Source organism: Rhizobium sp. BT-226 (genome assembly GCF_025847085.2).
Classification (GTDB): domain Bacteria; phylum Pseudomonadota; class Alphaproteobacteria; order Rhizobiales; family Rhizobiaceae; genus Rhizobium; species Rhizobium sophorae.
In genome coordinates this window covers 1,369,131-1,387,997 of the sequence record NZ_JAOYTI010000002.1, presented here as the reverse complement: position 1 = coordinate 1,387,997, position 18,867 = coordinate 1,369,131, and the positions used below count along the sequence as shown (strand labels likewise).

At 60.7% G+C, this 18,867-nt stretch carries 20 protein-coding genes; 8 read left to right on the top strand and 12 right to left on the bottom strand.

What is annotated here, in order from left to right; all coding sequences use genetic code 11:
- Window positions 1–172: 172 nt before the first annotated feature.
- Window positions 173–1,039: an LOG family protein gene (locus tag OIU37_RS17085; protein WP_171601796.1), complete on the top strand. Its 867-nt coding sequence runs from the start codon at window positions 173–175 to the stop codon at window positions 1,037–1,039.
- A gap of 86 nt (window positions 1,040–1,125) precedes the next feature.
- Here OIU37_RS17085 and OIU37_RS17080 read toward each other — a convergent pair whose 3' ends face one another.
- A complete protein-coding gene (locus OIU37_RS17080) occupies window positions 1,126–1,764 on the bottom strand; it encodes an EF-hand domain-containing protein (RefSeq protein WP_171601795.1) in 639 nt (212 codons plus the stop codon).
- 105 nt (window positions 1,765–1,869) lie between these two features.
- Window positions 1,870–2,577 carry a pyrimidine 5'-nucleotidase gene (locus OIU37_RS17075; protein ID WP_171601794.1) on the bottom strand — a complete coding sequence of 236 codons (708 nt, stop codon included), beginning with the start codon at window positions 2,575–2,577 and terminating at the stop codon, window positions 1,870–1,872.
- Between the two features lie 189 nt (window positions 2,578–2,766).
- Between OIU37_RS17075 and bchE the strand changes: the two genes are divergently transcribed.
- Genes bchE through OIU37_RS17060 form a run of 3 tightly spaced genes read left to right on the top strand, consistent with a single transcriptional unit; the run spans window position 2,767 to window position 6,195 of the window.
- Window positions 2,767–4,296, top strand: coding sequence for a magnesium-protoporphyrin IX monomethyl ester anaerobic oxidative cyclase (bchE, locus tag OIU37_RS17070; RefSeq protein WP_180693934.1), 1,530 nt, complete (start codon window positions 2,767–2,769; stop codon window positions 4,294–4,296).
- A 55-nt stretch (window positions 4,297–4,351) separates the two neighbouring features.
- Complete coding sequence (locus tag OIU37_RS17065) at window positions 4,352–5,428, top strand: bifunctional transcriptional activator/DNA repair enzyme AdaA (RefSeq protein ID WP_180693933.1); 1,077 nt, start codon at window positions 4,352–4,354, stop codon at window positions 5,426–5,428.
- A complete protein-coding gene (locus OIU37_RS17060; protein ID WP_180693932.1) occupies window positions 5,425–6,195 on the top strand; it encodes an isocitrate lyase/phosphoenolpyruvate mutase family protein in 771 nt (256 codons plus the stop codon). Before OIU37_RS17065 ends, OIU37_RS17060 begins: the two co-directional genes overlap by 4 nt.
- A gap of 67 nt (window positions 6,196–6,262) precedes the next feature.
- Here the strand turns inward: OIU37_RS17060 and OIU37_RS17055 are convergent, their stop codons facing one another.
- Both OIU37_RS17055 and argB read right to left on the bottom strand, forming a co-directional pair.
- Window positions 6,263–7,411 carry an alpha-hydroxy acid oxidase gene (locus OIU37_RS17055; protein WP_264258115.1) on the bottom strand — a complete coding sequence of 383 codons (1,149 nt, stop codon included), beginning with the start codon at window positions 7,409–7,411 and terminating at the stop codon, window positions 6,263–6,265.
- A 68-nt stretch (window positions 7,412–7,479) separates the two neighbouring features.
- Window positions 7,480–8,367, bottom strand: coding sequence for an acetylglutamate kinase (argB, locus tag OIU37_RS17050; RefSeq protein ID WP_171601789.1), 888 nt, complete (start codon window positions 8,365–8,367; stop codon window positions 7,480–7,482).
- A gap of 143 nt (window positions 8,368–8,510) precedes the next feature.
- Here argB and OIU37_RS17045 point away from each other — a divergent pair, with 143 nt between their 5' ends.
- The 3 genes from OIU37_RS17045 (at window position 8,511) to OIU37_RS17035 (ending at window position 10,460) form a co-directional block, all read left to right on the top strand.
- On the top strand, window positions 8,511–9,050 hold the full coding sequence (locus OIU37_RS17045) for a sigma-70 family RNA polymerase sigma factor (RefSeq protein WP_180693930.1): 540 nt from the start codon (window positions 8,511–8,513) through the stop codon (window positions 9,048–9,050).
- Window positions 9,047–9,766, top strand: coding sequence for an anti-sigma factor domain-containing protein (locus OIU37_RS17040; protein ID WP_180693929.1), 720 nt, complete (start codon window positions 9,047–9,049; stop codon window positions 9,764–9,766). Before OIU37_RS17045 ends, OIU37_RS17040 begins: the two co-directional genes overlap by 4 nt.
- Window positions 9,767–9,905: 139 nt before the next feature.
- Complete coding sequence (locus OIU37_RS17035; RefSeq protein WP_171601786.1) at window positions 9,906–10,460, top strand: fasciclin domain-containing protein; 555 nt, start codon at window positions 9,906–9,908, stop codon at window positions 10,458–10,460.
- A 171-nt stretch (window positions 10,461–10,631) separates the two neighbouring features.
- On the opposite strand, the gene OIU37_RS17030 is transcribed toward OIU37_RS17035, so the two are convergent.
- From OIU37_RS17030 to rpmH, 8 genes are all read right to left on the bottom strand, one after another.
- Window positions 10,632–11,708: a sensor histidine kinase gene (locus OIU37_RS17030; protein WP_240604173.1), complete on the bottom strand. Its 1,077-nt coding sequence runs from the start codon at window positions 11,706–11,708 to the stop codon at window positions 10,632–10,634.
- Window positions 11,709–11,844: 136 nt separating this feature from the next.
- Window positions 11,845–12,120 carry a hypothetical protein gene (locus tag OIU37_RS17025; RefSeq protein ID WP_003556110.1) on the bottom strand — a complete coding sequence of 92 codons (276 nt, stop codon included), beginning with the start codon at window positions 12,118–12,120 and terminating at the stop codon, window positions 11,845–11,847.
- 121 nt (window positions 12,121–12,241) lie between these two features.
- Window positions 12,242–12,466 carry a hypothetical protein gene (locus OIU37_RS17020; protein ID WP_027666179.1) on the bottom strand — a complete coding sequence of 75 codons (225 nt, stop codon included), beginning with the start codon at window positions 12,464–12,466 and terminating at the stop codon, window positions 12,242–12,244.
- 130 nt (window positions 12,467–12,596) lie between these two features.
- A complete protein-coding gene (locus OIU37_RS17015; RefSeq protein ID WP_003545000.1) occupies window positions 12,597–12,806 on the bottom strand; it encodes a cold-shock protein in 210 nt (69 codons plus the stop codon).
- Between the two features lie 266 nt (window positions 12,807–13,072).
- Entirely contained in the window at window positions 13,073–13,726 is a 654-nt protein-coding gene (yihA, locus tag OIU37_RS17010) for a ribosome biogenesis GTP-binding protein YihA/YsxC (RefSeq protein WP_027689529.1), read from the bottom strand.
- Between the two features lie 154 nt (window positions 13,727–13,880).
- A complete protein-coding gene (yidC, locus tag OIU37_RS17005) occupies window positions 13,881–15,671 on the bottom strand; it encodes a membrane protein insertase YidC (RefSeq protein WP_264258114.1) in 1,791 nt (596 codons plus the stop codon).
- Window positions 15,671–16,072, bottom strand: a complete 402-nt coding sequence (rnpA, locus tag OIU37_RS17000; RefSeq protein ID WP_064245136.1) for a ribonuclease P protein component — start codon at window positions 16,070–16,072, stop codon at window positions 15,671–15,673. Before rnpA ends, yidC begins: the two co-directional genes overlap by 1 nt.
- A gap of 20 nt (window positions 16,073–16,092) precedes the next feature.
- Window positions 16,093–16,227 carry a 50S ribosomal protein L34 gene (rpmH, locus tag OIU37_RS16995; RefSeq protein ID WP_003545006.1) on the bottom strand — a complete coding sequence of 45 codons (135 nt, stop codon included), beginning with the start codon at window positions 16,225–16,227 and terminating at the stop codon, window positions 16,093–16,095.
- A gap of 419 nt (window positions 16,228–16,646) precedes the next feature.
- Here rpmH and OIU37_RS16990 point away from each other — a divergent pair, with 419 nt between their 5' ends.
- Window positions 16,647–18,644, top strand: a complete 1,998-nt coding sequence (locus tag OIU37_RS16990) for a methyl-accepting chemotaxis protein (protein ID WP_264258113.1) — start codon at window positions 16,647–16,649, stop codon at window positions 18,642–18,644.
- Window positions 18,645–18,867 lie beyond the last annotated feature (223 nt).

Below are 18,867 nucleotides of genomic sequence, written 5' to 3'. Positions count from 1 at the left end.
TCTTTATCGTGGAGACGGCGGGGTCTCCGGAATGCGGTTGGCGGGGTGTATCCTGCTCTACAGCATGAAGCCGTAGAACGGAATGATTTTTCCGACAAGATCATATCTGGATTCAAGGCGTTATAGCGACATATCCGGCTTCGTGGCCGGCAATACTGAAAGGCATTTCGACATGGCGAAGGGACGAAACGGCGGTTCGCGGCGCAAGGATGGTGTATGGGACCCGCTGAAGAGCAGCTCGACCGACAAGCAGCGCGCCGAAGCCGTGCCGAAAACGCCGCAGACGATGTCGCCTGCCTATCGCCTTGCCTATGTCGACGAGGATTTCCTCTGCCGTGAGGAGCTGCGGCCGATCCGCCTGCAGCTGGAACTGATGAAGCCGGAGATGATGCTGACCGAACGCGGCATCCGCTCGACCGTCGTCATGTTCGGCGGTGCCCGCATTCCCGCCCCCGGCCAGAGTGCCTGGGCGGCGCGCAACGACATCCAGCGCGCCAATCTGGAGGCGGCGTCCGTCTATTATGACGAGGCGCGCAAATTTGCCCGTCTCTGCTCGAAATATTCGGCCAGCTTCGATTTCCAGGAATATGTCATCGTCACCGGCGGCGGCCCCGGTGTCATGGAGGCCGGCAATCGCGGCGCAGCCGACGAGGGCGCTCCTTCGATCGGCCTCAACATCGTGCTACCGCATGAGCAGGCGCCGAACGCCTATGTAACGCCGGAGCTCAGCTTCAACTTCCACTATTTCGCCATCCGCAAGATGCACTTCATGGTGCGCGCCAAGGCGATCGCCGTCTTTCCCGGCGGCTTCGGCACGCTCGACGAATTCTTCGAGTGCCTGACGTTGATCCAGACCGGCCGCATGGAGCGCCTGCCGCTGATCCTTTTCGGGGAGGCGTTCTGGAGGAGCATCATCAATTTCGACGCATTGGCGGAATTCGGGACGATTGCGCCCGACGACGTCAAGCTGATCAGCTTCGTCGATACGGCCGAAGAGGCATGGAAGATCGTGCAGAATTTCTACGAACACCGCGAATAGGAGCCAGAACGCGGCGTTTCGACGAATCTCCCACTCTTTCCCCACCGGAGCAGGGAAAGAGTGGGGATATATCGGCTTGTCCGGCCTTACAGAAGTGGCCGGTCCGGCATGTCGTCGATCGAGATGACGCCGTCCTTGTTGCGGTCCATCCGAGTGAACAGCTTGTCCATGCCGGCTTCAGCTTCCTGTTTGGAAATCTGGCCGTTCTGGTCGGTGTCGACCCGGTGCATCATGATCGAGGCACGCATGATGTTGCCGCCATGGCGCATCCAGCGATGGCCGTCACGACCTTCGTGACCACCCTGAGGCGGACGGCCCTGGTCGTTATTATCAGGCGTCGCGTCTGCGGTATTCGCATCCTTGTTATTGCTGGCATCCTGCTTGCGCTGATCTCTCATCGCCTGCATCTGCGCTTTCTGGTATGCGCCGATTTCGCCTGGGGTCAGCGAGCCGTCATTGTTGGTGTCGATCGCAGCGAAGATCTTGTCGATGCCGGCGGTCGCCTCGTCCTTGGAGATCTGTCCGTCCTTGTTGGTGTCGAACTGCTTGAGCATTCTGACATAGGTGATTTCGCGGAAGGCGGCCGGTCCCGGACCGTGCACAGGACCGTGCCTGCCGGGGTGCTGACGCGGCCCGTCACCGGGTGCGGCAAAGCCTGTCCCAGCGGCGGCGCCGAAGATGAGGGTGGAGGAAAGCGCTGCCAGTATCAGCTTGTTGCGGTACATCGTGTTTGCCTTTCGTAAGATGTCCCCTCACGAAAGAAGATATGGCCGCGGACCCGGAAGACCCAGTTAAACATCGGTAAGCTTAAGTGAAAACTTCGTAATACTTCAGCCGGTAATCTTGCCGAGGAAGGCAGCGAGATCGTCGGTGACGAAATCGATATGATCCTCTTCGCCGCTGGTCTTTTCCCACCATTCGACCACCGTCTCTTCCAGATTGCGTGGCACCAGCAGCACGGTCTGCATGCCGAGCGCCTTCGGCACCGTCAGGTTGCGCGGCAGATCCTCGAACATGGCCGCCTTGGTGGTTTCGACGCGCTTCAGCGCCGTGAACTTGTCGTAGGTCGCCTGCGCCGGCTTCGGCACGTAATCGGCGGCGACGATATCGAAGATGTCGTCGAAATGCTCGAGAATGCCGAGCGCCTCCGCCGTCATTTCGGCATGCTTGACGCTGCCATTGGTGAAGATGAACTTGCGCCCCGGCAGCGCCTTGATCGCCTCGCCGAGTTCCGGCTGCGGCGTCAGCGCCGCGTAGTCGATCGCATGCGCCTTTTCGAGAAAGTCGTTCGGATCGATGCCATGGTGGATCATCAGGCCCTGCAGTGTCGTGCCATGCTCAAGGTAATATTGCTTCTGCAGCTTGCGCGCCTCTTCCCGCTCCATCTGCAGGAGTGCCGCGACATAGGCGGTCATGTTCTTGTCGATCTGCGCGAAGAGATTGACATGATGCGGATAGAGCGTGTTGTCGAGGTCGAAGACCCAGTCTGTGACGTGCTGGAAATCGGCTTTGTCAGGCGTGCGGTCGATCTTGGTCATGGCGGTCTTATGGCACGGCTGCTGCGGGAAACCAAAGGCTTTTGGCTCTCTGGTTCGCCTGCCATCGGCTTCCGCAAAAATGCCGTCAGATTTTCACAACTTTAAGAGGATTTAGGCTGAATATTGCCATTGATTGCTGGTGACTTTCTGCCTGCGTCAGACAGGGGGACCCGCAAGGGGTAAAGTCGTATGAAGATCGTTCTGATCAATCCGCCGCATACGGCGATCGGCAGTCGCATTCCCGACGATCACCTTCCACCGCTCGGCCTTCTTTCGATCGGCGGCCCGCTGATCGACGACGGTCATATCGTCAGTCTCGTCGATGCCGAATTCGGGCCGATGACGATAGCCGAGATTGTCAGCCGTGCGGTGATCGGTGACCCCGACCTGGTGTTGATCGGCCATTCGGGCTCGACCTCGGCTCATCCCACCGCCCGTGCAATCGCCGAGGCGATCAAATGCCGCGATCCGAAAATCTCCATCATCTATGGCGGTGTCTTCCCGACCTATCACTGGCGGGAGGTGCTGGCCGAGACTGCGGCATTCGATATCCTGGTGCGTGGCGAAGGCGAGGAAACGATGCGGCGCCTCGCCGAAGCCCTGGCGACACATCGCCCGCTCGCAACCATTCCCGGCATCGCCTTTCGCGATGGCGATGGCGAAGTCCTGGCAACACAGCCGGCGCAGGCGATCGCCGATCTCGATGCCTATCGCGTCGGCTGGGAGCTGATCGATCATCGCCACTACAGTTATTGGGGCGGCAAGCGCGCTGTCGTCATGCAGTTTTCACGCGGCTGTCCGCATCTTTGCAACTACTGCGGCCAGCGCGGCTTCTGGACCCGCTGGCGTCACCGCTCGCCGGAACTGTTTGCCCGCGAGATCGCCAGGCTTTATCGCGAGGAGGGTGTCGAACTTATCAATCTCGCCGACGAGAATCCGACCTCCTCGCGAAAGGCGTGGCTCGCTTTTCTAGAAGCGATGATCACCGAGAATGTGCCGGTGCAGATCGTCGGATCGACACGGGCCGATGATATCGTCCGCGATGCCGATATCCTGCATCTCTACCGCAAGGCGGGTGTCGTGCGCTGGTTGATCGGTATGGAAAACACCGACGAGGCGACCTTGACGCTGATCAAGAAGGGAGGAGCCAAGACAACCGACAGGGAGGCGATCCGCCTTCTGCGCCAACACGATATCCTGTCCATGGCGACCTGGGTCGTCGGTTTCGAGGAGGAGAAGCTGAGCCACCTCTGGCGCGGCTTCCGGCAATTGCTCTCCTATGATCCCGACCAGATCCAGGCGCTCTATGTGACGCCACATCGCTGGACACCCTTCTTCCGTATCGCCCGCGATCGACAGGTCATCGAAACCGATATCCGTAAATGGGACTACAAGCATCAGGTGCTGAAGATGCGGCATCTCAACCCGATCGTGCTGGTCGCCTGCGTTAAGCTCATCGAGGTGGCGGTCCAGGCGCGGCCGAAGGCGTTAATGCGCATCCTCTTTCATCGCGATCGCGAGCAACGCCATTCCATGCGCTGGTATACGCAAATGGGTCGTCGCGTCTGGTTTCATGAGATCCTCGAATTCCTCTTCCGCCGCCGCCATCTCAAGGATGGCCCGACGCTCGAGAATTTCTGGGGCGCCCCGCAGGATTCAGCGGAGGAATCCATGTTGCGCCCGCAACGGCATGTGAAAAGCCTCGATGCGGCGGAATAAAATAGACGCCCGATTTTCGGCGGACGGCGCAGGCACGGGATGCTAGAAAGCGGTCATGCTTTTCGAACGCCCCGATGACGATACGCTCTATGATGCCCTGATCGCGCGCAGTGCCGATTATGAGGGCCAGGCCTATGTCTGCGTGAAGACGACCGGCATCTTCTGCCGTCTGACCTGCCCGGCGCGCAAGCCGAAGCGGGAAAATACGCTCTTCTTCGACACGATCGCCGCCTGCATGCACTCGGGCTTCCGCCCGTGCCAGCGCTGCAGGCCGCTGGAGCAGCCGGGCAGGGAGCCGATCGTCGACGAGCTGCTTGCTGCACTCGACCGCGAGCCGCAGTTGCGCTGGACCGAGGATGAGCTTGTGCGCCGCGGCCACGATCCTTCGACTGTGCGCCGCGCCTTCAAACGCGGGCTCGGCATGACCTTCCACGACATCGTCCGCTATCGCCGGCTGGGTGAAGCGGCCCGGCAGCTGGCCGATGGCGCGCGCGTCATCGATGCGCAGCTCGATGCGGGATATGACTCCCCAAGTGGTTTCCGGACGGCTTTCCAGCGGCTGGTCGGCAAGGCGCCGGCGCTGTCGCAGAACCGTGAACTGCTCTTTGCCGACTGGTTCGAGACGCCGCTCGGGCCGATGGTGGCCGTCGCCGACCAGACGCATCTGCATCTTCTCGAATTCCACGACCGTAAAGCGCTGCCGACCGAGCTCGAAGCACTGCAGAAGCGCACCCGCTCCTCGGTCGCGGTCGGCCGCACCCCGGCGATCGACCAGATCGAGGCGGAGATCCGGGATTATTTCGAAGGGCGGCTCACCATCTTCAAGACGCCGTTGGCGCTCGGCGGCACGCCTTTCGAAAAACATGTCTGGGCAAAGCTCATGGAGATTCCTGTCGGCCAGACGCGCGCCTATGGCGATCTCGCAAGGGAAATGGAAAGGCCGGAAGTCGTGCGGGCCGTCGGCCGCGCCAATGGCGCCAATCAGCTTGCCATCATCGTGCCCTGCCATCGCATCCTCGGCGCGGATGGTTCGTTGACCGGCTATGGCGGCGGGCTTTGGCGCAAGCAATGGCTGCTGCGGCATGAAGAGAAGATCAGAGCACAAGCAGCTAACGTGGAGGAGACCGCATGAACCAGACTGAAAAGGCCAAGGCATTCGGAGCATTGCATCGCAAGGGCGACCCGGTTGTTCTCTACAATATCTGGGATGCCGGCACGGCGAAGGCGGTCGCCGATGCCGGCGCTAAGGCGCTTGCCACCGGAAGCTGGTCGGTGGCCGCTGCCCATGGTTATGCCGACGGCGAGAAGTTGCCGATGTCGGTGCTGGTCGAAACGGCGAAGTCCATCACCGCTGCCGTCGACCTGCCGCTTTCGGTCGATTTCGAAGGCGCCTATTCGGCTGAGCCTGACGGTGCGGCGGCCAACGTTGCCAAGGTGGTGGAGGCCGGCGCCGTCGGCATCAATTTCGAAGATCAAGTGGTCGGCGGTGGCGGGCTTTATCCGGCCGAGAGGCAGGCGGCCCGCATCCGCGCCATTCGGGCCATGGCGGAAGGTAAGGGCGTCCCCTTCTTCATCAACGCCCGTACCGATCTCTTCCTGGCCGAGAGCGATCTTTCCAAACATGCCGGTCTGGTTGACGAGGCGATCGAGCGCGGCAAGGCCTATGCGGCCGCCGGCGGCAGCGGCTTCTTCGTGCCTGGTTTGATCGATCCCGCCTTGATCGAGAAGATCTGCGCGGCATCGCCGCTGCCGGTCAACATCATGATGCGGACAGGCGCCCCGGATGTGAAGACGCTGGCAAAACTCGGCGTCGGCCGCGTCAGTTATGGTCCGGGGCCTTACCGGTCGATGATGGAAAAGCTGAAACAGGAGGCGGCGGCGATTTATAGCCTGCTCTGACGTCGAATGCCCGAGGGCCGCAGGTCTGCTGCGACAGGCTGCGGCCCGCAATGAAATCCCGTTCCGCTCAGGAACGGAAGCGCAGATTTCGCCGCGTCAGCTGGCTGACCGAGGTGCAGCCCATCAACTTCATGCCGCGCTCGATCTCGGTGCGCATCGTCTCCAGCGCCCGTTCGACGCCGGGCTGTCCGGCAGCGGCAAGCGGGAAGAGGTAGTAGCGTCCGAGCCCGACGGCCTTCGCCCCCAACGACAGCGCTTTAAGAACATGCGTTCCCCGCTGCACGCCGCCATCCATCATCACGTCGATCCGGTCGCCCACGGCGTCGACGATCTCGGCCAGCTGGTCGAATGCGCTGCGCGAGCCGTCGAGCTGGCGTCCGCCATGATTGGAAAGCACGATGCCGCTGCAGCCGATCTCGGCCGCGCGCTTGGCGTCTTCCACCGACATGATGCCCTTCAGGCAGAATGGCCCGCCCCATTCGCGCACCATTTCCGCCACGTCGTCCCACGACATCGAGGGGTCCAGCATCTCGGTGAAGTATCGGCTGATCGACAGAGCGCCGCCATCCATCTTGACGTGGTTTTCGAGCTGCGGCAGGGCGAAGCGCTCGTGCGTCAGCCAGTCGATCGCCCAGGAAGGCTTGATCGCGAACTGGGTCATGCCGGCAAGATTGAGCTTGAAGGGAATGGCAAAACCCGTGCGCTTGTCACGCTCGCGATTGCCGCCGGTGATGCTGTCGACCGTCAGCATCATCGCCTGCACGCCGGCATTTTTCGCCCGCGCCATCATCTCGCGGTTGAGGCCGCGGTCCTTGTGGAAATAGAACTGATAGACCTGCGGCCCGTTGCTGATCCGTCTCGCTTCCTCGAGGCTGATCGTGCCGAGCGAGGAGACGCCGAACATCGTGCCCTGTTTTGCCGCCGCTGCCGCGACCGCCCGCTCCCCCTGGTGGTGAAAAAGCCGCTGCAGCGCCGTCGGCGAGCAGTAGACGGGCATCGCCAGCTTCTGCCCCATGACCGTCACCGACATGTCGACCTCGGCCACACCGCGCAAAACGTCGGGCACCAGATCGCAGGCCTCGAAGGCCGCCGTATTGCGCCGGTACGTCACCTCGTCATCGGCACCGCCGTCTATATAGTCGAATATCGGCCCGGGAAGACGCCGTTTCGCCATGCGCCGGAAATCGTGAAAATTATAGCAGTCTGTCAGGCGCATTTTTTCCTCGATACCCTGTTCCGGTGTGCGGAAGATTCGCCCCTTACCGGTAAAGGGCGCAGCCTCGTTCAGGGAATGATCAGCGTTCCGATACCATGCTCGGTGAAGATCTCGAGCAGGACGGAATGGGCAGTCTTGCCGTTCAGGATGACGACACCCTGCACGCCGGCCTTGATCGCATCGATGCAGGTCTCGACCTTCGGGATCATGCCGCCGGAAATCGTGCCGTCGGCGATCAGCGCGTGCGCTTCGGCGACGGAAAGCTCCTTGATGAGCTGGCCGTTCTTGTCGAGCACGCCGGGCACATCGGTCAGGAACAGCAGCCGGGTGGCGTTCAACGCACCGGCAATGGCGCCGGCGAAGGTATCGGCATTGATATTGTAGGTGGCGCCGTCGCGGCCAGGCGCCACGGGGGCGATGACCGGGATCATCTCGGAGCGGGCAAGCAGATCGAGCAGTGTCCGGTCGACCTCGACCACTTCGCCGACGAAGCCGAGATCGAGCACGCGCTCGATGTTCGAATCCGGATCCTTGATGGTCTTGCGCGCCTTTTCGGCGAAGACCATGTTGCCGTCCTTGCCGCAAAGGCCGATCGCCCATTCGCCGGTCTGGTTGATGAGCGCGACGATTTCCTTGTTGATCGAGCCGGCGAGCACCATCTCGACGATCTCGACCGTTTTCTGGTCGGTGACGCGAAGGCCGCCCTCGAATTTCGATTCGATGCCCATCTTGCTCAGCATGGCGCCGATCTGCGGGCCGCCGCCGTGAACGACGATCGGGTTGACGCCCGATTGCTTCAACAGCGCGATGTCGCTGGCAAAGGCCTTGCCGAGCTCGGGATTGCCCATGGCGTGGCCGCCATACTTCACGACAATCGTCTTGTTCTCGTAACGCTGCATGAAGGGCAGCGCCTTGGCCAGAAGCCGTGCCTGCATTTCGCTTTCGGTTTCGTTCATGGGAACCCCGCAGAATTGTTCGCGGCCTTTTATCGCAAGTTTCTGACAGAGGGAATAATCCAGAGGGCAATAGTTTTTCGTATCTGTCGCGGAGCCGGACGTCGTTACCGTCTGGCGCACGCAAGCTTGAGATGAGGAACGGCATGCGAGGCGATGAGATCGCAGACTTGATCGGCCGCGTCGCACTCGGCGATCGCAGGGCTTTCGTGGCCCTTTACAACCAGACCGGACCGAAACTTTTCTCGATCTGCCTGCGTATCTTGAAGGATCGCACGGAAGCCGAAGAAGCCCTGCAGGAAGTCTATATCAGCATCTGGCAACGCGCTCGCAGCTTCTCCGTCGCCTCGGGTTCGTCCTCGGCATGGCTGGCCGCAATTGCCCGCAACCGCTCGATCGATGCGCTGCGGGCGCGCAAGCCCGTCGCCGACGAATTGGACACGGTCTACGATCTTGCCGATGCCGGGCCCGACCCGGAAATGCAGACGGTGACCAAGGATGAAGGAAGGCGGATTGACACCTGCATGGAAGAGTTGGAAGCTGATCGTGCGGTCGCGGTGAAACGGGCTTATGTCGAAGGGCTGAGCTATCAGGAACTGGCCGATCAGTTTGGTGTCCCGCTGAACACGATGCGGACCTGGCTCAGGCGCAGCCTCTTGAAACTGAGAGAGTGCATGGAACGATGACATCGCCCGACAAAAGCAAGGGAGACCGCTCCCGCGACGAGGTTCTCGCCGGCGAATATGTGCTTGGCGTCCTGTCGTTGCAGGATCGCCGGGTGGTGGAAGAGCGCATGCGCCACGACCGCCCCTTCGCTGCGATCGTCAGCCGCTGGGAAACCAACCTCTCCTCCTTCAACGACGAGTATGAAGGCGTTGCTCCGAACCGGCAAACCTTCAAGCAGATCGAGGCGCGGCTGTTCGGCGATGGCCAAAAGCCCCCATCCTTTTCGCAGGGGCTCTGGAATTCCGCCGTTTTCTGGCGCTCGCTGAGCTTCGCCTGCATCGTCGTCGCCGTCAGCGCCGTCATCTTCGCCTCCGGCGTGATGCCGGAGCCGCAGGGGCCTGCACCACTGGTGGCCTCGCTTTCGGGCCAGAACAGCACCATCAATCTTCTCGCCTCCTACGAGCTTCAGAGCGGTCGGCTGAAGATCGTGCCGGTGGCCGCCGGCAAGCCGGAGGAGAAGTCGCTGGAACTTTGGCTGGTACCGGGCAGCGGGATGACGAGATCGCTTGGCGTCTTCCAGCCGGGCGAAAGCGGTGAACTTGTCATTCCCGCCGAACTGCGCAGCATGATAGCCGATGGCGCAACACTTGCCGTCAGTCTCGAACCCTTCGGCGGTTCGCCGACCGGCCAGGCGACCGGTCCGGTGATCGCAAGCGGCGCCCTGCACCGACCATAAGCGCACCGGCAATGATCGTGCCCGCCGTCAATCAAATTTCTCCTGTCTGAAACTCTTCGGCGCGGCCCTCCGTAGTTCGAATTGTCCGGACGACGCTCAGGCATAAAGCCCGCGGATGGTGTCCGGTGAGGAGAAAATCATGATCAAGTCCGTATTGCGCGGCTTCGCGCTCGCCACTGCCATGTCCGCCGTCGCCTTTGCCGCCGCGAAAAACCCGACGGTCGGCGGTGCTGCGATGTTCGAAAGCAAGAACATCATCGAGAACGCCGTGAACTCCAAGGATCACACGACGCTGGTCGCAGCCGTCAAGGCAGCCGGCCTGGTCGGCACGCTCGAGGGCAAGGGCCCCTTCACCGTCTTTGCGCCGACCAACGAAGCTTTTGCCGCCCTGCCGAAGGGCACCGTCGATACGCTGCTGAAGCCGGAAAACAAGGCAACGCTGACCAAGGTTTTGACCTGCCACGTCGTTGCCGCCGATGCGATGGCCAAGACCGTTGCCAAGATGATCAAGGATGACGGTGGCGAGCACGACATCAAGACCGTCGGCGGCTGCGTGCTGAAAGCCAAGGAAAACATGGGCAAGATCAGCCTGACCGATGAAAACGGCGGCGTCTCCCATGTGACGATCGCCGATGTCAAGCAGTCGAACGGAGTCATCCACGTCGTCGACAAGGTGCTGCTGCCGAAGATGTAAGCCCGCCCGTATCGGCAGACGCATTGGGGCGCTCTTCGGGGCGCCCCAAACACAAATCGATGAGGTGGCTAGCGCATAACCCCGAAAATCGGAATCGATTTTCGGAAAGGATTACGCGCAGATTCAAAGTGATAGAGCGTCCTTAGCGCGTCTGAAAAGACGCGCGGCGCTCTATTGGGTTGCTTCGGCTCTCGGGAAGACGAGGGAGACACTCATGCCGGTGTCAGGGGAAGAGCTGACTTCAACCTCGGCGCGGGCATTCTGCTTCAGCGACTGCACGATCATCGCGCTCAGCTTTCCCGGCTGCGGCCAAGTCACATCCTGGGGAAGACCGACCCCATTGTCAGCGACAGTGATCCTGCACCCGGTATCGCCGACGACACAACGGAGCGTGATTTCGCCGCCATCGCGCCCCACGAAGGCATGCTTCAGCGTATTCGTGAGGAGTTCGTTGATGACGAGGCCGGCCGGCATGGCGACATCGACCGACACCGGCCAGGTATCGACCTTCATGTCCAGCCGGATCCCTTCCACGGCGTGTGCCGCCATCACCGAGGCGGCAATCTGGCTGACATAGGTGCCAAGATCGACTGTGGCGCCTTTCTCTTCGTCCGACAGTGAGCGATAGAGCAGGGCCAAGGCTTCAATCCGCCCGGCAAGCCGTGCAAACCTCTCGCTTTCCTCATTCTGTTGAGCATTGCGCGCCTCCATTCGGATGAGTGCCGTGATCATCTGAAGATTATTCTTCACGCGATGCTGAAGTTCCCGCAGAAGGATATCTTTCTCCGTCAGCAGTTCGCTGAAGCTCTCCGCGGCCGTCGCCTCATTGCGGGCAGCAAAGGCCACCAATCGGAAAAGCGGCGTGTCATCATCGTCGACGATCGTATTCGACCAGACGTCGATAATGACGGTGCTCTCGGGTTCGGCCACCAGCGAGAAGGCACCAATATACTCTTCTGCAGAGGTCACAGCGGCGGTAAGCGGCACCTCTCCGGAGACGGCGGTAGATTTCAATTCAATGTCAGGCCAGGGCTTTCCCTGGACTTGGGTTGCCTCAAGCGCCGTCAGCCGTTCGAATTCGAGATTGACATAAATCAGCGGCTCGTCGCCACCGAGTTCGGAGACAGCCACCGCGAATGGCACATGGTCGAGAAAGTGTCGAAACCGGTCATCATCAAGGGCTTCGGCAAGATGGGGCAAGTTGCCGACGCCTTCCGGCGAAATCGGCTGGTCTTTGCTATCGGTCATCAAATATTACTCGTGGACGCGGCTGCTCTCGGACAACAGGAGAACTAGGGTTGCTTTAAAAACTGCAGGGACGCAAGCGCAATCAACGCCGGTCAGTCCATGCAAGCCGTTTCTTAACTCGGCGATTATTCGTGATTTAAGCCCTGTCATAGGTAAATGACGTCAGCAGGGTCGTGACGAAATTGCTCGCCCTTTCCTTGACTAGCACTTCCGTCCACTCATCAGTCCCGCGCAGCCGCAAATCCGTGTAAATACTGTCGACGGCTGCTTCTTCGATACGCTTGATATGCGTCTTGAACGAAGCCTCGCCGCCGCCGTGATACATGTCTCTGATCACCATGCGCAGAATTTCCTGAATGGCGATCTGCCAGGCCGTATTGATCGACTGAAGTTCCTGCGGAGTCTCTGCCATTGATGCTTCCTTGATGCGAGTGAATGCCAGCACGCTTTGGGTCGTGCTGTAGCGCCCGATCTGCAAGCCCGTCATTTCAGACGCGTTTTAAATCTCGATCCTTGCCGATCGGTGCGCGATCTCAGCGGGCTCTGGCGCGTTTCGCAATGAGGGCAGAGGTTGCCGACACCCGGTTACTATGTTCCCTCGCAAGCCGGGCTTCCCGAAGCCGCAACGTCTTTGCCTGTTGCGATTGTGCGTCGGATTCGAGCTCTTCGGCCGCCTGGTTCTTTGCGAAGAACTGGGTCTGGACGTTGCCGAAGGCAATCTCCGCCCGCTGGCGAGACTTGCTGTATGTTTCTGTCATGTTGGCTCCGATACGGATGGGCTCGACGCGCGAGCGAAAAAAAAGGCCAGGCAAATCGCCTGGCCTTGGATTGATAACGTGCTTCCGGCAGTGCCAGTACATCCGTGGTCAAAGGGAAGCAGATATCGATTTAAGCGTTCTGGAGGTTGCAAGCGGACATCTTGCCCGACTTGTTGTCACGCTCGAGGTCGAAGCCGATCTTCTGGCCTTCGACGAGTTCGCGCATCCCGGCGCGCTCGACGGCAGAGATGTGAACGAAGGCGTCGTCGCCGCCATTGTCAGGCTGAATGAAGCCGAAGCCTTTGGTGGAATTGAACCATTTAACTGTGCCAGTGGCCATGATGATGAACCCTTTCATAGCAATATTGAAGAATCGCAACGCCAAGGCAGTGCGGATGGTGATAGCGATTTTTGAAAGGAAGTTCGTTCAGAGCGCGGCGCCAATCGCGCGATAACCAAGCCAGCAAGCAAAATTCGATGGTCGCTATCTAGCTCATCAAGCCTGCGACGTCAACCGCTAGTTTCTGTTAGCGATACGTTCAACTGTGGGATGCCGCGGAGACATTTACACCAAACATGACTTCGCGTCCGGGTACTCAGGCCTTCCTACTTCCAGCGGGCGATGCCGACGGTTTCGGCGATCGCTTGCCGCAACTCGTCCAGCCCGTCGCCCTTTTCGGACGAGGTGGAGAGCACGCCGGGATAGGCGGCCGGGCGCTTGCGGATCTTCTCGGCCGTTTCGGCAAGCAGCTTCGGCACACCAGCCGCCTTGATCTTGTCGGTCTTGGTCAGCACGATCTGGTAGGAGACGGCGGCTTTGTCGAGCAGATCAAGCACGTCATCGTCGTTCTTCTTGATGCCGTGGCGGCTGTCGATCAGCACATAGACGCGCTTCAGCGTCGCGCGGCCGCGCAGATAATCGAAGACGAGCTTGGTCCATTTGTCGACCTGCTCCTTCGGCGCCTGCGCATAGCCATAACCCGGCATGTCGACGATCGCCGTCGGCGGCAGGTCGCCGCCTTCGCCGGAATAGCCGTCCGGAACGAAATAGTTCAGTTCCTGCGTGCGTCCCGGCGTATTCGACGTGCGCGCCAGACCTTTCTGGCCGACCAGCGCATTGATCAGCGACGACTTGCCCACATTCGAGCGACCGGCGAAGGCCACTTCCAACGGCCCTTCCGGCGGGAGGAAATTCAGGGAGGGCACGCCGCGGATGAAAATCCATGGGTGGCCGAAGAGCGGCTTTTCGATGTCGGACATGCGGGTTCTGCAATCTCTGGGTTCGGACTTTTACCGGGCTTCGTGGTTTTGCGGGCGGATGTCAAGCTTTGACGGGCGCGTGCGCGGCATGCCTTGTTTCCTTCGTCCGCCGACCGGAAATGAAAAGCCCCGCCGGAGCGGGGCTTGGCAAGCGTCATTTCGACGGCGCTTCTTTTCGTCGGAACAGACCCTTCAAATTGTCGAAGAGTTCGACCTTGACGCCATGACGTTTCATGATCAGCCCCTGCTGTGCCACCGAGAGCGTGTTGTTCCAGGCCCAGTAGATGACCAGGCCGGCCGGGAAGCTGGCCAGCATGAACATGAACACCAGCGGCATCCAGTTGAAGATCATTGCCTGTGTCGGATCGGGCGGCGTCGGGTTCATGCGCATCTGCACGAACATGGTGACGCCCATGATCAGCGGCCAGACGCCGAGGTGCAGCAGCGTCGGCCCCTCGAAAGGCAGCAGGCCGAACAGATTGACGATCGTCGTCGGATCGGGTGCCGAAAGGTCCTTGATCCAGCCGAAGAAGGGTGCGTGCCGCATTTCGATGGTGATGTAGATCACCTTATAGAGCGAGAAGAAGATCGGGATCTGCAGCGCCACCGGCCAGCAGCCGGCGATCGGATTGATCTTCTCTTCCTTGTAGAGCTGCATCATCGCCTGCTGTAGCCCCATGCGGTCGTCGCCGAATTTCGCCTTCAGCTCCTCCATCTTCGGCTGCATGCGCTTCATGTTCGCCATCGAAGCGTACTGCTTGCTGGCAAGCGGGAAGAACAGGAGCTTGACGACGATGGTGGTGCAGAGGATCGCCACGCCGAAATTGCCGAAGTAGCGGAAGAAGAAGTCCATCAGCTTGAACATCGGCTTGGTGATGAAATAGAACCAGCCCCAGTCGATCAGGCGGTCGAACTTCGGGATCGAATAGCTGGCCTCATAACCGTCGATTACAGGCACTTCCTTGGCGCCGGCGAAGACGAGGTTCTTCAGCTCGATCGATTGGCCCGGCGCAACGGTGAAGGCATCATCCTTGTAATCGGCCTGATAGCGCGGCTGGCCATCGGCAAAGTGGGAGAAGCGCGCCTCATAGGCCGCACTTTGCGGCGGAACGATCGTCGCCGCCCAATATTTGTCGGTGATGCCAAGCCAGCCGCCGGTGGATTTCGCCGGCTTGACGGCTTCCTCCTCTACGGCGCTATATTTGGTTTCGATCAGGCCGTCGCCGATCACGCCGATGAAGCCTTCATGCAGCACGTAGACGGAGGGCGTCGTCGGCTTGTTGTAGCGCGTCACCCGGCCGTAGGAAGACAACGATGCGGGCGCCTGGCCGGTATTTTCGATCTTGTCGGCGACGGTGAACATGTAACGTTCGTCGACGGAAATGGTGCGGGTGAAGGTCAGGCCCTTGTCATTGGTGTAGGAGAGCGTCACCGGCGTCTTTTCGGTGAGCTTGGCGCCCTCGGGCGCGGTCCAGAGCGTCGCTGCGCCGGGAACGGCGCCTGTCGCGTCGCTGCCGATGTAGCCGAGTTCGGTGAAATAGCCGTCCTTGGTCTCGGCCGGGCTGAACAGCGTGATGATCGGGCTCGAGTCGTCGACGGTCTCGTGATAGCCCTTGAGCTTCAGATCGTCGAGACGGGCGCCGGCAAGGTTGATCGAGCCGGAAAGTGCCGGCGTATCGATGACGACGCGCGGGGACTTCTGCAACGCCTGCTCAAGCGTCGCTGTCGCGGCTGCCTGGCCGGAAGGTGCCGTACCGCTCGGCTGGGCCGGCGTCTCGCCGCCGGCTGCCGGCTGCTGCACCTGCTCGGTCTGTTGCTGCGCCTTCTGGGCTTCCTGCGCCTTGCGCTGGGCTTCGATGCGCGGATTCATATAGAGAAACTGCCAGCCGAGGACGATCAGCACCGAGAGAGCGATCGCAATGAAATAATTGCGGTTGTTTTCCATCATACGTTCCTGGGGCGTCCGTCTCCGGAGCGCCGGTGTTTCGGCCTGGTTTCCACGCGGGATTTCAGTTCCGCGGCCAATTCCTGGAAGGACGCGTCAAGCACGTCCCTGCGCGCGACAACCACATAGTCGTGTCCGGGCTGCATTGCAAACCCCGCATGAAGCCGCACCGCCTCTTTCAGGCGGCGGCGCATGCGGTTCCGTTCGACCGCGTTGCCATGTTTTTTGGTGACTGTAAAACCGACGCGTGCCTGGCTGTCGGGTTCCTTCCGGTCGAGGACTTCGAGAAGGAAGAGGCCGCCCCGGCGTTTTTCGCCCTCGCGCGCGGCAAGAAACTGCGGGCGGCTTTTCAGCCGCCCGACAGTGTGTTTCTTTTCACTGGTCGTCAATTCGCCCGCCATCTCTTACCGGGCAACCCGGTTTACGCCGACAGACGATTGCGGCCCTGCGCGCGGCGGGCAGCGATGACCTTGCGGCCACCCTTCGTGGACATGCGCGCACGGAAACCGTGGCGACGCTTGCGAACAAGCTTGGATGGTTGGTAGGTACGCTTCATTTATTTTAAACACCGCGGAGTGCGGCCCTTCTTGAATTTGCATAATGCAAGGAGCGTTATTTTTCGAACGGGCGGGCCATGAAGGCTTGAGTGACCGAACGTGCGCGGGCTTATAAAGGATGAAGCCCACAAAAGTCAATTATGCCGGATAATTTCACTCTACGCTGCCGGCTCTTAAAGTAATTTCGCACCATGGTGTTAAGAAATGAGGCCTGCCCCGACTGGTTGTAGTTTTCGTCGCGGCAGATCGATCGTCCCGGTTTTCAGGCGTTTACGCCTTCCGGCCGCATTCGGCATGGATCATTTCCGAAGCCATAATCGTAAATATTAGAAATCTAACTTTAATAAATTTCGCCGATATTCAACGCATCGACTGGGAATTTGCTTTCCAGGCAGTGGCGTAGCTAGGAGGCATTGCATTGAAGATCCGTGGCAAAATTAATCTGCTGGTTTGCGTGATGGGCGCGGTGGCACTTCTGATCGGTGCAACGGCATTGTCCGCCATGCACGAATACAGTCGCAACCTGACGGCTTACGAGCATGCCGCCAGCCGCGCCTATGCCGGCGAACGCCTCAACCGTTTCGTCACCGCCGTGGTCATGGAATCGCGCGGCATCTATGCCGCCAAAACGATCAAGGATACGCCGAACTTCGCCAAGGGCTTGCTTGCTGGCCTCGACGAGATCGACAAGGTGATCTCGGGCTGGGCGCCGCTCGTTCCCGAGGATGAGAAGGACGATTTTGCCAAGCTTGTCGCCCGCGCCGCGGAATTCCGCACCTTCCGCGCGGAAACGGCCCGCCTCGGCACTGAAGTCGGCCCCGAGGCCGCAAGCCAACAGGGTAACAATGAGGCCAACCGCGCCAATCGCAAGGCGTTCCAGGCGGAAATCGATGCCGTCGTCGCCATCGACAAGGCAGCGCTGGAGACCGTCAATGCCGAGATCGAGAGCTTCCGCTCCTGGGTGCTGATGCTCGTGCTCAGCATCACCGGCATCGGCATCTCGGTCGGCATCGGCATGGGCTTCTATATCGGCACCAGCCATCTCAGCCGCCCGATCAAGCGCGTCACCCATGCGATCAAGGAAGTCGCCGACGGCAATTTCGACGCCGAGGTCCCCTTTGCCGGCCGTCCGGATGAGATTGGCGAGATGGCCGCAGCGGTTGCGGTCTTCAAGGCGAACGGCCTTGCCGTCAAGCGCCTGAATGCCCAGGAGGCGGCAATGCGCGCCAAGAGCGACGACTTGCAGTCGAGCATGTCCGTCGTCGTGGCGGCGGCTGCGGCCGGCGATTTCAGCCACCGCATCAGCAAGGACTATGAGGACGACAACCTCAACCAGTTTGCCGGCAACATCAACACGCTGCTGTCGAGCGTCGATGCCGGCATCGGCGAGACCCGCCGCGTCATCGCAAGCCTTGCCGAGGGTGACCTCACCCAGACGATGAGCGGCAGCTTCCAGGGCGCCTTCGCCGAACTGCAACAGAACGTCAACAATACCTTCGTCACGCTGCAGGCGACGATGCGCGAAGTGCGCGAGACGACGGAAGCGATGAACGGCAACACCGCCGAGCTGCGCAATGCCAGCGACGACCTGTCGAAGCGCACCGAGCAGCAGGCGGCCGCCCTCGAAGAGACCTCGGCAGCGCTCGACGAGATCACCGCCGTCGTCCAGAATTCCACCGAGCGGGCGCATGAAGCCACCATCATGGTGTCCGAAGCCAAGGAGAATGCCGGCCGCTCCGGCGTCGTCGTGGGCAATGCCGTCGAGGCCATGGGTCGCATCGAGCAGGCCTCGCGCGAAATCAGCCAGATCATCAACGTCATCGATGAGATTGCCTTCCAGACCAACCTCTTGGCGCTGAATGCCGGCGTCGAGGCGGCACGCGCCGGCGATGCCGGAAAGGGCTTCGCGGTGGTGGCGCAGGAAGTGCGCGAACTCGCCCAGCGTTCGGCAACGGCTGCCAAGGACATCAAGGCGCTGATCACCAAGTCGGGCAACGAGGTGCAGGTCGGCGTCAAGCTGGTCCAGGCAACCGGCGAGGCGCTGGCCGAAATCGGCACCCGCGTCATTGCCATCAACGATCATATCCATTCGATCGCCACCGCCGCGACCGAACAGTCGACCGGCCTCAAGGAAGTCAATACCGCCGTCAACCAGATGGATCAGGTGACACAGCAGAATGCAGCGATGGTGGAAGAGACCTCCGCCGCCACGCACAGGCTTTCAGCCGAAGCCGGTGGACTGGTGCGCCTCATTGCCCGCTTCAAACTGCCGGATGATGCGCCGGCACCTGTGGCGCTTGTCCGCAACGAGCCGCAAAGACCGGTTGCCTCGCCCGCCCGCCGGGCGATCGCCAAGGTCGCCCGCGCCTTCGGCGGCAATGCGGCGCCTGCCGAACAGAGCTGGGAAGAGTTCTAAGCTTTACTGATCACGCGCCTTTTAACGCCGCCTCCGGGCGGCGTTAGTTTTTTCTCGATTCCCACTTCGTCGTTTCATCCGCTGAAAGGCTGATATTTGCTGCGCGGGCCGCCGCAAATTAGTCCCTCCCCTTGTGGGGAGGGGTTGAGGGGCCTTCCTCCTCCGGTCGGCGTTTCCTTTGTGACGACATGACGCTGCTCGCAAAGATTTGAAAGCGGAGCAT

Excerpts from the sequence above, each read along its gene's own strand:
- OIU37_RS17060 (WP_180693932.1), top strand. The coding sequence starts at position 5,425 with ATGAACCAGACTGAAAAGGCCAAGGCATTCGGAGCATTGCATCGCAAG.
- OIU37_RS17065 (WP_180693933.1), top strand. The coding sequence starts at position 4,352 with ATGCTTTTCGAACGCCCCGATGACGATACGCTCTATGATGCCCTGATC.
- OIU37_RS17025 (WP_003556110.1), bottom strand. The coding sequence starts at position 12,120 with ATGGCAGAGACTCCGCAGGAACTTCAGTCGATCAATACGGCCTGGCAG.
- OIU37_RS17080 (WP_171601795.1), bottom strand. The coding sequence starts at position 1,764 with ATGTACCGCAACAAGCTGATACTGGCAGCGCTTTCCTCCACCCTCATC.
- OIU37_RS17035 (WP_171601786.1), top strand. The coding sequence starts at position 9,906 with ATGATCAAGTCCGTATTGCGCGGCTTCGCGCTCGCCACTGCCATGTCC.
- OIU37_RS17055 (WP_264258115.1), bottom strand. The coding sequence starts at position 7,411 with ATGCGCCTGACAGACTGCTATAATTTTCACGATTTCCGGCGCATGGCG.
- argB (WP_171601789.1), bottom strand. The coding sequence starts at position 8,367 with ATGAACGAAACCGAAAGCGAAATGCAGGCACGGCTTCTGGCCAAGGCG.
- OIU37_RS17020 (WP_027666179.1), bottom strand. The coding sequence starts at position 12,466 with ATGACAGAAACATACAGCAAGTCTCGCCAGCGGGCGGAGATTGCCTTC.
- OIU37_RS17085 (WP_171601796.1), top strand. The coding sequence starts at position 173 with ATGGCGAAGGGACGAAACGGCGGTTCGCGGCGCAAGGATGGTGTATGG.
- rpmH (WP_003545006.1), bottom strand. The coding sequence starts at position 16,227 with ATGAAGCGTACCTACCAACCATCCAAGCTTGTTCGCAAGCGTCGCCAC.
- rnpA (WP_064245136.1), bottom strand. The coding sequence starts at position 16,072 with ATGGCGGGCGAATTGACGACCAGTGAAAAGAAACACACTGTCGGGCGG.
- OIU37_RS17045 (WP_180693930.1), top strand. The coding sequence starts at position 8,511 with ATGCGAGGCGATGAGATCGCAGACTTGATCGGCCGCGTCGCACTCGGC.
- OIU37_RS17015 (WP_003545000.1), bottom strand. The coding sequence starts at position 12,806 with ATGGCCACTGGCACAGTTAAATGGTTCAATTCCACCAAAGGCTTCGGC.
- OIU37_RS17030 (WP_240604173.1), bottom strand. The coding sequence starts at position 11,708 with ATGACCGATAGCAAAGACCAGCCGATTTCGCCGGAAGGCGTCGGCAAC.
- OIU37_RS17040 (WP_180693929.1), top strand. The coding sequence starts at position 9,047 with ATGACATCGCCCGACAAAAGCAAGGGAGACCGCTCCCGCGACGAGGTT.
- bchE (WP_180693934.1), top strand. The coding sequence starts at position 2,767 with ATGAAGATCGTTCTGATCAATCCGCCGCATACGGCGATCGGCAGTCGC.
- yidC (WP_264258114.1), bottom strand. The coding sequence starts at position 15,671 with ATGGAAAACAACCGCAATTATTTCATTGCGATCGCTCTCTCGGTGCTG.
- OIU37_RS17075 (WP_171601794.1), bottom strand. The coding sequence starts at position 2,577 with ATGACCAAGATCGACCGCACGCCTGACAAAGCCGATTTCCAGCACGTC.
- yihA (WP_027689529.1), bottom strand. The coding sequence starts at position 13,726 with ATGTCCGACATCGAAAAGCCGCTCTTCGGCCACCCATGGATTTTCATC.